This is a genomic window from Allobosea sp. 2RAB26, from assembly GCF_052115465.1.
Lineage (GTDB): Bacteria > Pseudomonadota > Alphaproteobacteria > Rhizobiales > Beijerinckiaceae > Allobosea.
On the sequence record NZ_JBFRGS010000007.1, the window covers coordinates 49311 to 63452 of the forward strand.

General features: G+C 65.2%; 12 protein-coding genes. 10 read left to right on the top strand and 2 right to left on the bottom strand.

Translation table 11 applies throughout. The annotated features are described in order from the left end of the window. Positions 1-138: 138 nt before the first annotated feature. The 10 genes from AB4118_RS15425 to gyrB all read left to right on the top strand — a co-directional run bounded on the left by AB4118_RS15425 (position 139) and on the right by gyrB (position 12761). Positions 139-912 (top strand): enoyl-CoA hydratase, encoded by a 774-nt coding sequence (locus AB4118_RS15425; protein WP_069878406.1) that lies wholly within the window; start codon positions 139-141, stop codon positions 910-912. 106 nt (positions 913-1018) lie between these two features. Further along, on the top strand, positions 1019-2017 hold the full coding sequence (locus AB4118_RS15430) for a threo-3-hydroxy-L-aspartate ammonia-lyase (protein WP_441490553.1): 999 nt from the start codon (positions 1019-1021) through the stop codon (positions 2015-2017). Next, entirely contained in the window at positions 2014-2403 is a 390-nt protein-coding gene (locus AB4118_RS15435; protein ID WP_441490554.1) for a RidA family protein, read from the top strand. Before AB4118_RS15430 ends, AB4118_RS15435 begins: the two co-directional genes overlap by 4 nt. 188 nt (positions 2404-2591) lie before the next feature. Next, positions 2592-2858: a 30S ribosomal protein S20 gene (gene rpsT, locus AB4118_RS15440; protein ID WP_069878404.1), complete on the top strand. Its 267-nt coding sequence runs from the start codon at positions 2592-2594 to the stop codon at positions 2856-2858. A gap of 782 nt (positions 2859-3640) precedes the next feature. Next, the gene (dnaA, locus tag AB4118_RS15445; protein WP_441490555.1) at positions 3641-5161 is read left to right on the top strand and encodes a chromosomal replication initiator protein DnaA; all 1521 of its coding nucleotides are present in this window, start codon (positions 3641-3643) and stop codon (positions 5159-5161) included. A 157-nt stretch (positions 5162-5318) separates the two neighbouring features. Next, positions 5319-6434 (top strand): DNA polymerase III subunit beta, encoded by a 1116-nt coding sequence (gene dnaN / locus AB4118_RS15450; RefSeq protein WP_441490556.1) that lies wholly within the window; start codon positions 5319-5321, stop codon positions 6432-6434. A gap of 14 nt (positions 6435-6448) precedes the next feature. Next, a complete protein-coding gene (recF, locus tag AB4118_RS15455) occupies positions 6449-7573 on the top strand; it encodes a DNA replication/repair protein RecF (protein WP_441490557.1) in 1125 nt (374 codons plus the stop codon). Positions 7574-7671: 98 nt separating this feature from the next. Next, positions 7672-8286, top strand: coding sequence for a LysE family translocator (locus AB4118_RS15460; protein ID WP_441490558.1), 615 nt, complete (start codon positions 7672-7674; stop codon positions 8284-8286). A 77-nt stretch (positions 8287-8363) separates the two neighbouring features. Further along, the gene (gene recQ, locus AB4118_RS15465; protein ID WP_441490559.1) at positions 8364-10196 is read left to right on the top strand and encodes a DNA helicase RecQ; all 1833 of its coding nucleotides are present in this window, start codon (positions 8364-8366) and stop codon (positions 10194-10196) included. Between the two features lie 144 nt (positions 10197-10340). Continuing rightward, positions 10341-12761 (top strand): DNA topoisomerase (ATP-hydrolyzing) subunit B, encoded by a 2421-nt coding sequence (gyrB, locus tag AB4118_RS15470; RefSeq protein ID WP_441490560.1) that lies wholly within the window; start codon positions 10341-10343, stop codon positions 12759-12761. Positions 12762-13033: 272 nt separating this feature from the next. Here gyrB and AB4118_RS15475 read toward each other — a convergent pair whose 3' ends face one another. Continuing rightward, positions 13034-13315: a hypothetical protein gene (locus AB4118_RS15475; protein WP_441490561.1), complete on the bottom strand. Its 282-nt coding sequence runs from the start codon at positions 13313-13315 to the stop codon at positions 13034-13036. Positions 13316-13508: 193 nt separating this feature from the next. Further along, the gene (locus AB4118_RS15480; protein ID WP_441490562.1) at positions 13509-14096 is read right to left on the bottom strand and encodes a phosphatase PAP2 family protein; all 588 of its coding nucleotides are present in this window, start codon (positions 14094-14096) and stop codon (positions 13509-13511) included. Between the last annotated feature and the right edge of the window lie 46 nt (positions 14097-14142).

Below are 14142 nucleotides of genomic sequence, written 5' to 3' on the forward strand. Positions count from 1 at the left end.
GCCAACGTCATATCGCGCGGAGCGGTGTCGGCGGCACGGCTTCCGCAGGGTTCGAAAGCCGCCTTTGCGCGGCCGCGCATGGACCGCGCCCGCGGCCCCCGCTAATGCTGCACGCGAAGCATCATCCGGGAGGCCGCCATGGCTTATGAGACCATTCTCGTCGAGGTGAAGGGCAAGGTGGGCGTCATCACGCTGAACCGCCCGCAGGCGCTGAATGCGCTCAACGGCCAGCTGATCGGCGAGGTCAACACGGCGATCGATGGTTTCGAGAAGGATGCCGGCATCGGCTGCATCGTCATCACCGGCTCGGAGAAGGCCTTTGCCGCCGGCGCGGACATCAAGGAAATGCAGTCCCGCACCTTCCCCGAGACCTATCTCGACGACAAGTTCGAGCCGTGGGACCGCATTGGCCAGCGCCGCAAGCCGATCATCGCGGCGGTCGCGGGCTTTGCGCTCGGCGGCGGCTGCGAACTCGCCATGATGTGCGATTTCATCATCGCCGCGGACAATGCCCGCTTCGGCCAGCCGGAGATCAATCTCGGGGTCATTCCCGGCGCCGGCGGCACGCAGCGCCTGACCAAGGCGATCGGCAAGGCCAAGGCCATGGATCTCTGCCTCACCGGCCGCATGATGGACGTGAACGAGGCGGAGCGCTCCGGCCTCGTCGCCCGTATCGTTCCGCTGGCCGACCTGATGACGGAAGCGCTGAAGGCGGCCGAGGCGATCGCGGCGAAGTCGCTGCCCTCGGTGATGATGGTCAAGGAATCCGTCAACCGGGCCTTCGAGGTCACCCTGAACGAGGGGCTGCGCTTCGAGCGGCGCGTGTTCTCCTCGCTCTTCGCCACGCAGGATCAGAAGGAAGGGATGGCCGCCTTCTCCGAGAAGCGGCCGCCGGATTTCAAGAACCGCTGAACCCAGTCATGAGCGGGGCGAATGCCGGGGCCGACGATCTTTGATTTGCGGCTCAGCCCCGCTTGCTGACACGATGGGGGTTCTCTTCGAAGCTTAGGGATACCAGATGAACGCTGCCGCTCCTTCCGCCACGGGCGGGCTCGTCCTGCCGACCTATGAGGATGTCGTGACGGCGGCGGGTCGCCTCCAGGGCATCGCACACCGGACGCCGGCACTGACCTCGCGCACGGCCAATGCCCGCACCGAGGCCTCGCTGGTCTTCAAGGCCGAGAACCTGCAGCGCATGGGCGCCTTCAAGTTCCGTGGCGCCTTCAACGCGATCTCGGCGCTGAGCGCCGAACAGAAGCGTGCTGGTGTCGTCACCTTCTCCTCGGGCAATCACGCTCAGGCGATCGCCCTGTCGGGCAAATTGCTCGGCGTGCCGACCGTCATCCTGATGCCGCAGGATGCGCCTGCCGCGAAGGTTGCGGCGACCCGTGGCTATGGCGCCGAGGTCGTGCTCTTCGACCGTTACAGCCAGGACCGCGATGCGCTCGGCCGCGAGATGGCCGAGACCCGCGGCCTCTCCCTGATTCCGCCCTATGACCATCCCGATGTCATTGCCGGCCAGGGCACCGCCGCCAAGGAGCTGATCGAGGAGGCTGGCCCGCTCGATATCCTGCTGGTCCCCCTCGGCGGCGGCGGTTTGATTTCCGGCGCGGCTCTCGCGGCCAAGGCGCTCAACCCCGGCCTCCGCGTCTTCGGCGTCGAACCGGAGGCCGGCAATGACGGCCAGCAATCCCTGCGGAGCGGCAAGATCGTCAAGATCGACGTGCCCAAGACCATTGCCGACGGCGCCCAGACCGCCTTCCTCGGCCAATACACCTTCCCGATCATCCAGAACCTCGTCGAGGATATCGTCACGGTGCCGGATGCGGCGCTGATCGAGACGATGCGCTTCTTCGCCGAGCGCATGAAGCTCGTGGTCGAGCCCACCGGTTGCCTTGCGGCTGCAGCGGCCTTCACCGGGGCGGTTCCGGTCACGGGCAAGCGTGTCGGCGTCATCATCAGCGGCGGCAATGTCGATCTTGCTGCCTTCGCACGCTTCGTAGGGCCTTCGGCATGAGCAGGATCGAGACCATCGCCTCGCCCGAGGTGCCGGCCCCGGCGGGGCATTATGCGCATGCCGTGGCCTATAAGGACCTCGTCTTCGTCTCCGGCCAGCTCGCTCCCCGCCCTGACGGCAGCCATAGCTCGGCCGAGCCCTTCGCCGTCCAGGCGCATCAGGCGCTGGTCAACATGCTCGCGATCCTCACGGCGGCCGGCTGTGCGCCGTCCGATGTCGTCAAGGTTACGGCCTATCTGGTCGGGGTGGGCAACTGGCCCGAGTTCAACCGGATCTACGCTGAGGCCTTCGGCGATCACCGCCCTGCGCGCTCGGTCGTGCCGGTGCCCGAGCTGCATCATGGCTACCTGATCGAGATCGAGGCTGTGGCGGTCCGAAGGGGCTGATCTGGCGTTCCTGGCGTGATACGGCCATTCCGGCGTTGACGCGGCCCGCACAAGATACTATAGGCCAGCGTCTCGCGACGGCTAGCGCAAGCAACCGCCGCCGCACATGCATTTCAATCAAGGTAGCGGCCCGAACCCGCCAGGCAAATCCGCCGGGTGTTCGGTCGCAATGAAGACGAGGACGATCGATGGCCAATACGACGTCGGCCAAGAAGGCCACGCGCAAGATCGCGCGGCGCACCGAGGTGAACAAGGCGCGCCGCAGCCGTATGCGCACCTTCCTGCGCAAGGTCGAGGAGGCAATTGCCTCGGGCGACAAGGGGGCCGCTGCGGAGGCGCTCAAGGCCGCTCAGCCGGAGATCATGCGCGCCGCTCAGAAGGGCGTCGTTCACAAGAACACCGCTTCGCGCAGGGTCTCGCGCCTGGCGCATCGGATCAGCGCTCTCGCTTCCTGAGCGGCGTTCTGCAGAGCAGTTTCGGACTAAGAAAAGCCCGGCCGTCAGGTCGGGCTTTTTGTTTGCTGTGTTAACCGACCGTTAGGCAAGCCTGACTGCCGCAGACGAGAAAAATCTCATCCGCGGGGCCGATTCAGTAATCTTTCCGCTGCGTTATGGGGTTGACTTCGGTTGTGGTTTCAGGGCGCCAAAAGGTGCTTTTTTCGCCTTTTGGCCGCGCAAATAAATCCCATATTTTTCATGACGTTAGCGGGCAAAGGAATCTGTTGTCGGGAATCGCCGGAGCTTCTACCTGCGTCTCCGTCGCTTCCCGAAAAAAAGATTCGCGCTCCGCGCGCAGCCTCCGCCGTAAAAAAAACGTTAAGTTCCCCAACCTATTGGGCCTGCCTTGCCCATAGGTCATGGGGCCTCTGAAAGGGCTTGAGTCTCCGAAGCCGGCTGACTGGGATATTGCCCCCGTTCGAGGCGCCCCTGTAAGGTCCCTTCATCGCCGGGCGGACAGCAATGACCTCCGGTGGTTTCCAAAGATTAACGGCGTTTTTGGCTCACGCCCCAGAGGGGAGAGGATGCGGCTCTTTGTCTGTTTGAGTTGAGATGAAGTAGCGGCTCCGTCCTTCGGCGAGCCTTCTAAGCGTAATCAGAAATGGATCGAGAGCCTGTCACCCGCCGGCGCATGCCGTCGAGTGGGCGTCATTCCCTTTGTCCAAACAACAGCTCCGGCAGGCGGTCCACCAAGAGCCGCCGCCGATGGCGCATCTCTTGATATTGAAATGGGGCACGAAATGTTCGAGCGGCAAGCCATGGACGAGATTACCGATGCGAAGGCTGTGCCGGCGTCTGTGATCGCGACCACGACTGCGAGCATCCAGGGGGAGGGAGCAGCGCTTTCCCTGACTGAAGCCTGGGACCGCGTGCGCCGCCGCCTGCGTGCCGAACTCGGCGAGGATGTTTTCTCCAGCTGGTTTGCGCGTGTCGAGATCGGCGGCCTCGTCGATGGCGTGGCCTATCTCACCGTGCCGACCCGTTTCCTGAAGAGCTGGCTGGAGGCGCATTATGCCGAGCGCCTGCGGGCGCATTGCCTGGCCGAGTTGCCTGCTGCCAATGGCATCCTGCTTTCGGTGCGCCAGGCTGCCCGGGATGCCATTCCGGCCGCGGTCCGCGAGGCTGCCATGGCTGCCCCGCGTGCGGCGGCGCCCGAGCCCGTCATGGCCGTTCGCTCGGCGGAGGCCGGGTCCCTGCCCTGTGAGCAGGAGCTTGTTGACGCCTGCGGCACGATGCTCGACCGGCGCCTCAACTTCCAGAGCTTCATCGTCGGCAAGTCGAACCAGCTGGCCTTTGCAGCGGCCGAGCGAATTGCCGCGGCCCCGGCCGGATCGACCCCCTATAATCCGCTCTACCTTCATGCTGGGGTCGGGCTCGGCAAGACGCATCTCCTGCAGGCGATTGCTCAGGATGCGCGCAATCATGGCAAGCGCGTGGCCTATTTCACGGCGGATCGCTTCATGTATGGTTTCGTCGCGGCCCTGAAGTCGCAGACGGCGCTCGCCTTCAAGGAAAAGCTGCGCGGCATCGACCTGCTGATCGTCGACGACGTACAGTTCATCCAGGGGCGCTCGATCCAGCAGGAGTTCGGCCACACGATCAACGCCTTGATCGATGCCGGCAAGCAGATCGTGGTCGCGGCCGATCGGCTTGCCAATGATCTCGAAGCGCTCGACGAGCGCATCCGTTCGCGGCTGGCCGGCGGGCTTGTCGTCGAGGTCGGCGAGCTTGACGAGGCGCTACGCGTGAAGATTCTCGGAAGCCGGCTCGAGTCGCTGCAGGCGGCGCATTCGAGCTTCCACGTCAATTCCGACGTGATCGCCTATGTTGCCCGCGTCATCACCGCCAATGGTCGCGATCTCGACGGCGCCGCCAATCGGCTGCTGGCCCATGCCACCTTGTCCGGCAATGCGGTGACGCTGGAAACAGCCGAGGCGGCGATCCGTGACCTGGTCCGGACCCGCGAGCCGCGCCGCGTCAAGATCGAGGACATCCAGAAGCTGGTCGCCACCCGCTACAATGTCAGCCGGGCCGATATCCTCTCCGAGCGCCGCACCGCGGCAGTCGTGAAGCCGCGCCAGATCGCCATGTATCTGTCCAAGGCGCTGACTCCGCGTTCGCTGCCGGAGATCGGCCGCCGCTTCGGTGGCCGCGATCACACCACCGTGCTGCACGCCGTGCGCAAGATCGAAAAGGCGATCGCCGAAGATCGCCTGCTGCATGACGAGGTCGATCTCCTGAAGCGGATGCTGCAGGAGTGAGCTGCCTGCCGCGCTATGCCCCGAAGGCGAGCGCGGCTTTGGCTGTGGCCGGTTGTGAGAGCGCCCTTGCGCCACCGGCGTGCGTCCTGCAATGTCGCGGGCCATTCCGTCGCCCGCGCAGCCGCTGCTCGGGCGCTAGCACGCCAGAAGACAGACGATGAAGGTCACGGTCGAACGTTCTACGCTGTTGAAGTCGCTGGGTCATGTCCACCGCGTGGTGGAACGCCGCAACACGATCCCGATCCTGTCGAACCTTTTGCTGAGCGCGGACGGTGCCGGCCTCAAGCTGAAGGCGACCGATCTCGATATCGAGGTCGTCGAGACTGTGCCTGCCGATGTCCCGGAGCCGGGCGCGACGACCGTGCCGGCACATACGCTCTACGATATCGTGCGCAAGCTGCCCGACGGCGCCCAGGTCTCGCTCGAGACGACGGGTGAAGCGGGGCTGACGCTCCGCTCCGGCCGCTCGCGTTTCATGCTGCAAACCCTGCCCGAGGGCGATTTCCCCGACATCACCGCGGGCGAGATGGCGCATCGCTTCACGCTCGCCGCGGGTGAGCTCAAGCGCCTGATCGACAAGACCCAGTTCGCGATCTCCACCGAGGAGACGCGCTACTATTTGAACGGCATCTATCTCCACACCATCGAAGTCGAAGGCCGCAGCCTGCTGCGCGCCGTCGCGACGGACGGGCACAGGCTTGCCCGCGTGGATACCGCGGCTCCGAGCGGGGCTGCCGGCATGCCGGGCGTGATCGTGCCGCGCAAGGCCGTGGCGGAGATCCAGAAGCTGCTGGAGGATGGCGACAGCGAGGTCTCGGTCGAGCTCTCCGCCACCAAGATCCGGATCGCGACGCAGGCGGTGGTGCTGACCTCCAAGCTGATCGACGGCACCTTCCCGGATTACCAGCGGGTGATCCCAAGCGGAAACGACAAGCGCCTGACCGTCGACAAGGGCGATTTCGCTGCCTCGGTCGATCGTGTCTCGACGATCTCCTCCGAGCGCGGCCGCGCGGTGAAGCTGTCCATCGCCGATGGCCGCCTGACCCTGTCGGTCACCAATCCCGATTCCGGATCGGCGACCGAGGAGGTCGAGGTCGATTATGATGCGAGCCCGCTCGATATCGGCTTCAACGCCCGCTACCTGATGGATATCGCTGCGCAGCTCGATGGCGACACGGCCCTCCTCAAGCTTGCCGATCCCGGTTCGCCGACCGTGATCCAGGATCGCGAAGGTGCGTCTGCGCTCTACGTGCTGATGCCGATGCGGGTTTAGGCCGCGCTCGCATCTTGACCACGGTCGCGCGCCTGATCCTTCAGGATTTCCGCTCCTATGAGGCCCTCGATCTCGCGATCGGGGGCCAAATCGTTGCGCTTGTCGGTGAGAATGGCGCCGGCAAGACCAATCTGCTCGAAGCCGTGTCTCTGTTCGCGCCGGGCCGGGGGCTGCGCCGCGCCGATCTTTCCGGCATGGCGCGCCAGGCGGGCCCGGGCTCCTTCGCCGTATCGATTGCGCTCGCGGAGGATGGGCCGCGCCTCGGCATCGGGCTTGGCAGCGAAAGCGACGGGAGGCGTGCAAGGCTTGCCCGCATCGACGGGGTCCAGGTCGGCTCGGCGCTGGCTTTCAGCGACTATCTCCGCGTGGTCTGGCTGACGCCGGATCTCGACGGCTTGTTTCGTGGCGCGGCCGGCGACCGCCGCCGCTTCCTCGACCGGCTCGTGCTTGCGGTCGATCCAGGCCATGCGACACGCTCGAACGCGCTAGAACGGGCATTGCGCTCGCGCAACCGGATCCTCGAGGACACTCCGCAAGAGTCGTCCTGGCTTGAAGCGATCGAGCGAGAGATCGCCGAACTCGGCGTGGCTGTGGCTGCCGCGAGGGCCGAGACGGTTGGCCGACTGGCGATGATCATCGCGGCCAATGGCGACGACGCATCTCCCTTCCCCTGTGCCGCGCTCGGCCTTGAAGGCGAGATCGACCGGCTTGTGGCGGGGCTGCCGGCACTCGATGCCGAGGATCGCTATCGCGACATTCTGAGGCAGGGGCGCCAGCGCGACCGCGCGGCCGGGCGCACCCTTGTCGGCCCGCAGGCGTCGGACCTCCTCGTTCGCCATGCCGCCAAGGATATCCCGGCCGAGCAGGGCTCGACCGGCGAGCAGAAGGCCCTGCTGATCGGGCTCGTGCTTGCGCATGCGAGGCTGGTCCGGAGCATGAGCGGGCTTCCGCCACTGGTCTTGCTCGACGAAGTCGCCGCCCATCTCGATCCGCGTCGGCGCGCGGCGCTCTATGCCGAACTCGGCGAGCTGGGCTCGCAGGTCTGGATGACGGGTGCCGATCCGGCGTTGTTCACCGATCTGCCGGCAGGGGCGCAGTGTTTCACCGTGACATCCGGGCAGGTCGAGGCCATCGGCTGACGTGCTTGAGCTGGGCTGATCCGTCAGATCACGCGTCGCAATGAGACGCCTCGGGTGCATTCTGCTAGGGTTGCCGCTGCTCTGAAGAGGCTGCTCCCATGGAACTCACAGGCCTTCTGGTATTTGCCGGCGTCTATTTTCTGGCGGTCGCTTCGCCTGGTCCTGCGGTCGCTGCCCTGGTTGCGCGCTCGCTCGGCACCGGCTTTCGCCGCTCGCTTCCCTTTGCGGCGGGAATCGTCGCAGGCGATCTGATCTGGTTCTCCTGCACGGCGCTTGGCCTTGCGGTGCTGATGCAGAGCTTCCATGGACTCTTCGTCGCGATCAAATATGCCGGCTGTGCCTATTTGCTCTATCTCGCCTGGAAACTCTGGACCGCCCCGGCCGAGGCGCCGCGTCAGCCGCCGAGTGCCCGCGGGGAGGGCTTGCGGCTGTTCTTCGGCGGCATCGCGCTGACGCTCGGCAATCCCAAGGTCATGGTGTTCTTCCTGTCGATCCTGCCTCTCGTCGTCGATCTCGGCCGGATGACGATGCTCGCCTTCGTCGAGGTTGCGTTGCTGCTGACCCTGATCATAGGCTCGACGATGCTCGCCTATGCCTATGCCGCGGATCGGGCTCGGCGGCTGGTGGCGAGCCCGACGGCGATGCGTCGGATCAATCGCCTGACTGGCGGCGTCATGGCCGGTGCGGCGGCTGCTATCGCCGCTAGGAGCTGAAAACCAGTTCCATCGCCCCCAGGATGGTCGCGGCTTGGGGCTGGCCATTGCCGCCAGCCTCGGGCAAACCCTTCGGCATGCCGCAATCTCGCGAATCACAGGCGCGCGCGACGCTGAAATCCGTCTTCGGCTATGACGATTTCCGCCCGGGACAATGGGAGGTCATCGCGGCCGCGCTGGCGGGAAACGACGTCTTCGCGGTGATGCCGACCGGCTCCGGCAAGTCGATGTGCTATCAGCTGCCCGCACTGGTCACGGGCGGGCTGACGCTCGTGGTCTCGCCGCTGATTGCGCTGATGCGGGATCAGGTCGGGCAGTTGACGCGGGCCGGTGTCGCGGCGGCTTCGCTCAACTCGATGAACAGCGAGAGCGAGGCGGCGGACGCCTGGGCGAAGCTCAACGCCGGCGACCTGCGTCTGCTCTTCGTCTCGCCGGAGCGATTGGCGGGGGAGGGACTGGTCGCTCGGCTGCGCAGGCTCGGCGTTGCCCGGCTTGCCATCGACGAGGCGCATTGCGTCTCGCAATGGGGGCATGATTTCCGCCCGGAATACCGCCTGCTTGCCAAGGTTCGCGAGGCGCTCGGGGGCGTCCCGGTCACGGCACTGACGGCCACTGCGGATCGGCAGACGCGCGATGACATCGCCCAGCAGCTGTTCCCGAAGCCGCCTGTCACCGTCATTCATTCCTTCGATCGGCCGAATCTGAAGCTCGCCTTCGCCCCGAAGGACCAGCCGCGGCGCCAGATCGCCGATTTCCTGAAGCGACATCGCGGCGGCAGCGGCATCGTCTATTGTTCGTCGCGAGGCCGGACCGAGCGCCTCGCCGAAGGCCTGCGCGAGCAGGGCTACAAGGCCTTTGCCTATCATGCCGGCATGGAGCAGCAGGAGCGCAACCGCAACCAGGACCTCTTCCTGCAGGAGGATGGTGTGGTGATCTGCGCCACCATCGCCTTCGGCATGGGCATCAACAAGCCCGATGTCCGCTTCGTCGTCCATGCCGACATGCCGGGCTCGATCGAGGGCTATTATCAGGAGATCGGCCGTGCCGGCCGCGACGGACTGCCGGCCGATACGCTCACCCTCTATGGCGTCGAGGACATGGCGCTGCGCCGCCGCCAGATCGACGAGAAAGCGATCGACGACGAACGCCGGCGCATCGAGCATAAGCGTCTCAGCGCGATGACCGATCTGTGCGAGTCGGCACTCTGCCGGCGCTCCACACTGCTCGCCTATTTCGGCGAGGAGACGCCGCCTTGCCGCCATCGGGAGGCACAGTTCCGCTGCGATCTCTGTGGTGGAGAGGCAACGCTCCAGGATGCCACGCTGGATGCCCGAAAGCTGCTCTCGGCAGTGGCGCGCTCGGGACAGCGCTTTGGCGCCGGGCATCTCGCCGATATCCTGACCGGCACGATGAGCGAAGCGGTTCGCCGCCAGAACCATGACGGGCTGAAGACCTTCGGCGTCGGCAACGACAAGCCCAAGGCCGCCTGGGCAGCCCTGACCCGCAAGCTCTTCGCCGCCGGCGCGCTCGCGGAAGCCAGCACCGAACATGGCGGTTTCCGCCTGACGGAGAAGGGCGAAGACATCTTGTTCGGACGCGAGCCGATCGCGCTCAGGGCCGATGCCCTCCCCGTACGGCGCGGTCGCCCTGCCGACCGTGGCGCGCGGGCCGATGGGCTCGATGAAGGCACCGCTGCCCTGTTCGAGCATTTGCGCCAGCTCCGGCTGACGATTGCCCGCGAGGAAGGCGTGGCGGCCTATATCATCTTCACCGACCGCACGCTGATTGCCATGGCGCGCGAGCGGCCGCTCGGGCTCGATCAGATGCGCGGGATCGAGGGCGTCGGCGAGCGCAAGCTCGCCCAGTATGGCGCGGTCTTCGCCGATGCGATCGCGGGCTTTCGGGGATAGCGGGGCAGTCCCGTCACGATGCGCCGGGGCTGCCCCTGCGCGCACGTACGCGTACGCGCGTGAAAAAGCCACCGTTCCCGCCTATATTCATGATACGAATCAAGACGATCGCGGGCATAGCCTCGCCCGCTGAAGGACCCCGACATGAGTGATGCTGCCCGCGACCTTGAAGACGCTGCCTATGGCGCCGATTCCATCAAGGTTCTCAAAGGCCTGGATGCGGTGCGCAAGCGCCCCGGCATGTATATCGGCGACACCGATGACGGCTCGGGCCTGCACCACATGGTCTACGAGGTGGTCGACAACGCCATCGACGAGGCGCTGGCAGGGCACGCCGATCTCGTCACTGTCACGCTGAACGCCGATGGCTCGGTCACGGTCACCGATAACGGGCGCGGCATCCCGACCGATATCCACAGCGAGGAGGGCATTTCCGCCGCCGAGGTCATCATGACCCAGCTCCATGCCGGCGGAAAGTTCGACCAGAATTCCTACAAGGTTTCGGGTGGCCTGCACGGCGTCGGTGTCTCCGTCGTCAACGCGCTCTCGGTCTCGCTCAAGCTGCGCATCTGGCGTGGCGGTAAAGAGCATTTCATGGAGTTCCACCATGGCGACGCCGTCGCGCCGCTCGCCATTGTCGGCCCGGCCGGCGACAAGCGCGGCACCGAAGTCACCTTCCTGCCCTCGACCCAGACCTTCACGATGGTCGAGTTCGACTACAAGACGCTCGAGCATCGCCTGCGCGAACTCGCCTTCCTGAATTCGGGCGTTCGCATCGTCCTCACCGACGCACGCCATGCCGAGGTCGTTCGTGAGGAGCTGAGATATGAGGGCGGCGTGGAGGCCTTCGTGCGCTATCTCGACCGCGCCAAGGCCCCCGTCGTCGACAAGCCGGTGGTTCTCGGCGCCGAAAAGGATGGCATCACCGTCGATGTCGCCCTGTGGTGGAACGACAGCTACCACGAGAACGTGCTCTGCTTCACCAACAACATCCCGCAGCGGGATGGCGGCACGCACTTAGCCGGCTTTCGTGCTGCGCTGACTCGCCAGATCACCGGTTATGCCGAGAGTTCCGGCATGATGAAGAAGGAAAAGGTCTCGCTCACAGGAGACGATTGCCGCGAGGGTCTGACGGCGATCGTTTCGGTGAAGGTGCCGGACCCGAAATTCTCCTCGCAGACCAAGGACAAGCTGGTTTCCTCCGAGGTGCGTCCCGTCGTCGAGAACATCGTCAATCAGGCGCTTTCGACCTGGCTCGAGGAGCACCCGAATGAAGCCAAGACCATCGTCGGCAAGGTGGCGGAAGCTGCCGCGGCCCGCGAAGCGGCCCGCAAGGCACGCGATCTGACCCGGCGCAAGGGCGCGCTCGACATCGCCTCGCTGCCCGGCAAGCTCGCGGATTGCCAGGAGCGCGACCCCGCCAAATCAGAACTCTTCATCGTCGAGGGTGACTCGGCCGGTGGCTCCGCCAAGCAGGGCCGTGCCCGTGAATACCAGGCAGTGCTGCCGCTGCGCGGCAAGATCCTCAATGTCGAACGCGCGCGCGTCGACAAGATGCTCTCCTCCGAGCAGGTCGGTACGCTGATCATCGCGCTCGGAGCCGGCATCCGCGAGGAATTCAACATCGAGAAGCTGCGCTACCACAAGATCATCATCATGACCGACGCGGACGTGGACGGCGCCCATATCCGCACCCTGCTGCTGACCTTCTTCTTCCGGCAGATGCCGGAGGTGATCGAGCGCGGGCATCTCTTCATCGCCCAGCCGCCGCTCTACAAGGCGGCGCGCGGCAAGTCGCAGACCTATCTCAAGGATGAGCGCGCGCTCGAGGAATACCTCGTCGACTCGACCTTGGACGGTGCTGTTTTCCGGACAGGAGACGGCATCGAGCGCGCCGGTCCCGACCTGCGCAGTCTGATCGACGAGGCGCGCGGCGTACGCAACACGCTGTCGCAGCTCCATTCGCGCTATGATCGGCGCATCGTCGAGCAGATGGCGATCGCGGGCGCGCTACATCCGTTGACCAACGAGAGCGATGCGCAGGCCAGCGAGGCCGCGGCCTATGTCGCGCGGCGGCTGGACGCGATCTCCGATGATCTCGAGCGCGGCTGGGAAGGCCGGGTGGAGGACGGCAGCTTCACCTTCTCGCGCCTCGTGCGCGGCGTGAAGCAGGTCGCGGTACTTGATGCCGGCCTGCTTGCGAGCGCCGAAGCGCGCAAGCTCGCTGCGGCAGCCGTCTCGCTGCAGGAAGCCTATGCCAAGCCGGGCGTGCTCAGCCGCAAGGGCGATGATCACATCGTCAATGGCCCGAGCGATCTCTTCGACGCGGTCAGCGCCATCGGCAAGAAGGGCGTCTCGCTGCAGCGCTACAAAGGCCTCGGCGAAATGAACCCCGAGCAGCTCTGGGAGACGACACTCGATCGCGACGTGCGCTCGCTGCTCAGGGTCAAGAACGACCAGAATGACGAGGCTGACGATCTCTTCGTCAAGCTGATGGGCGACGTCGTCGAACCCCGTCGCGACTTCATCCAGAGCAACGCACTGAACGCGACCGTCGATACGTGACGGCGCGGCCCTGGCGGTCCGTGACCCGGACCGATCGTGCCGCCCTGCTCCACGGACGCCTCCCTTGAGTGGTGTGCCAACACCACCACTCAAGCGCGTAGGTGCCGTCGGATGGGGGCGTCCTGGGATGCCCATCAGATCGGCTGATATCAAATCTGCGCGACAGCGAGCTTAGGGAAGAAAACAGAGGCGTAGCGAGATGCGCGCGGACAGAATCGCACTGCGGGCTCCCGCGGCTACGCGGGCAGTCGCTGAGGCCTGAGGCGAGGGCATCAGGGTTTCTTTTCGTTGGGTGCCTGCGTTGCCGCAGTGATTGCCGCGATCAATCGCTGGCGATTGTCGAGCACGAAGGCCGTGAAGGTGTCCTGACCGACGATCGACCTCAGCATGGTCGGCAACATGCCGTAGAGCTTGAGGGCGAAACCGGTCATTGCAGCGTCGTCGTTGATGAGACCGGAGGCCTTCTGCCCCACGAAGTCCGTGATGAGATGCTGGTTCTGGCTCACCAGCGCGACGATCTCCGCTTCGATTTTATCTTTCACGGCTTCGAACATGAATCACCTCGGTCGGCACGATCGGGAAACCAAGAGTATCGGCCCGCAAACGGGAATGTGGCTCTCAGGCTCATGCTAGACGCTATCCGGATCAGGCGGGCGTGTCGCCGAAAGGAGGCAATTGGCTTCAGAGCGCGTCACCTGAACCGAGATGCCGACACGGTTTCCGATGATGTCCGCGGATGTTGCCCTTTCAGCGTCGACTGGTTCGCGTCAGGCGGGTCTGCAATCCGCGCTGCAGGCCCTCGACCGCTGCGATGATTGACCCACCGTGTCTCGCTGTCACCGCGAGCGAGATCAAGGCCGCTGGAATGGCCACGATAATCGCGCCGAAGAGGTCGGATGGGTAGTGGACACCGACGTAGACGCGCGACCAGCCTACGAGCGCACCAACCGCGGCAGCAAGGCAGGCCACCCCGTATTGCCGCACCAAGGCAAGCACAGCCACAACCACCGCGAAGGCGAGGGCGTGATTGCTCGGGAAGGAGGCGCTGGAGCGGTGATCGACCAAGCTGTGCCCGAGGCTGACCATGAAAGGACGAGGCCGAAAGGCGATGAGCCCGATCACGAAACTCATGGTTACTGCGATGACCAGGGCAAGAGTGACGGCAAAGGCGAGAAGCCGCCGCCTTCGAGAGCCGCGGATCCACAGGACGACGATGTAGAAGGGAATCAGGAGAATCACGAAGCGAGTGACCGCTATCGCGAAAAGAGCGACATAAGAGCTTGGGCTCGGCCCGGCATTGAGAGCAAGGAACAGTTCGGTATCGAGTGCGAGCATCGGCGAGAGAATCGGTCACGATCTTGGGGGACGGCTGTCGCACACG

What these genes read in the sequence shown, in the direction of transcription:
- dnaA (WP_441490555.1), top strand. Translation starts at nt 3,641, where the DNA reads ATGTTCGAGCGGCAAGCCATGGACGAGATTACCGATGCGAAGGCTGTG.
- dnaN (WP_441490556.1), top strand. Translation starts at nt 5,319, where the DNA reads ATGAAGGTCACGGTCGAACGTTCTACGCTGTTGAAGTCGCTGGGTCAT.
- AB4118_RS15480 (WP_441490562.1), bottom strand. Translation starts at nt 14,096, where the DNA reads ATGCTCGCACTCGATACCGAACTGTTCCTTGCTCTCAATGCCGGGCCG.
- AB4118_RS15435 (WP_441490554.1), top strand. Translation starts at nt 2,014, where the DNA reads ATGAGCAGGATCGAGACCATCGCCTCGCCCGAGGTGCCGGCCCCGGCG.
- AB4118_RS15475 (WP_441490561.1), bottom strand. Translation starts at nt 13,315, where the DNA reads ATGTTCGAAGCCGTGAAAGATAAAATCGAAGCGGAGATCGTCGCGCTG.
- rpsT (WP_069878404.1), top strand. Translation starts at nt 2,592, where the DNA reads ATGGCCAATACGACGTCGGCCAAGAAGGCCACGCGCAAGATCGCGCGG.
- AB4118_RS15460 (WP_441490558.1), top strand. Translation starts at nt 7,672, where the DNA reads ATGGAACTCACAGGCCTTCTGGTATTTGCCGGCGTCTATTTTCTGGCG.
- AB4118_RS15430 (WP_441490553.1), top strand. Translation starts at nt 1,019, where the DNA reads ATGAACGCTGCCGCTCCTTCCGCCACGGGCGGGCTCGTCCTGCCGACC.
- recQ (WP_441490559.1), top strand. Translation starts at nt 8,364, where the DNA reads ATGCCGCAATCTCGCGAATCACAGGCGCGCGCGACGCTGAAATCCGTC.
- AB4118_RS15425 (WP_069878406.1), top strand. Translation starts at nt 139, where the DNA reads ATGGCTTATGAGACCATTCTCGTCGAGGTGAAGGGCAAGGTGGGCGTC.
- gyrB (WP_441490560.1), top strand. Translation starts at nt 10,341, where the DNA reads ATGAGTGATGCTGCCCGCGACCTTGAAGACGCTGCCTATGGCGCCGAT.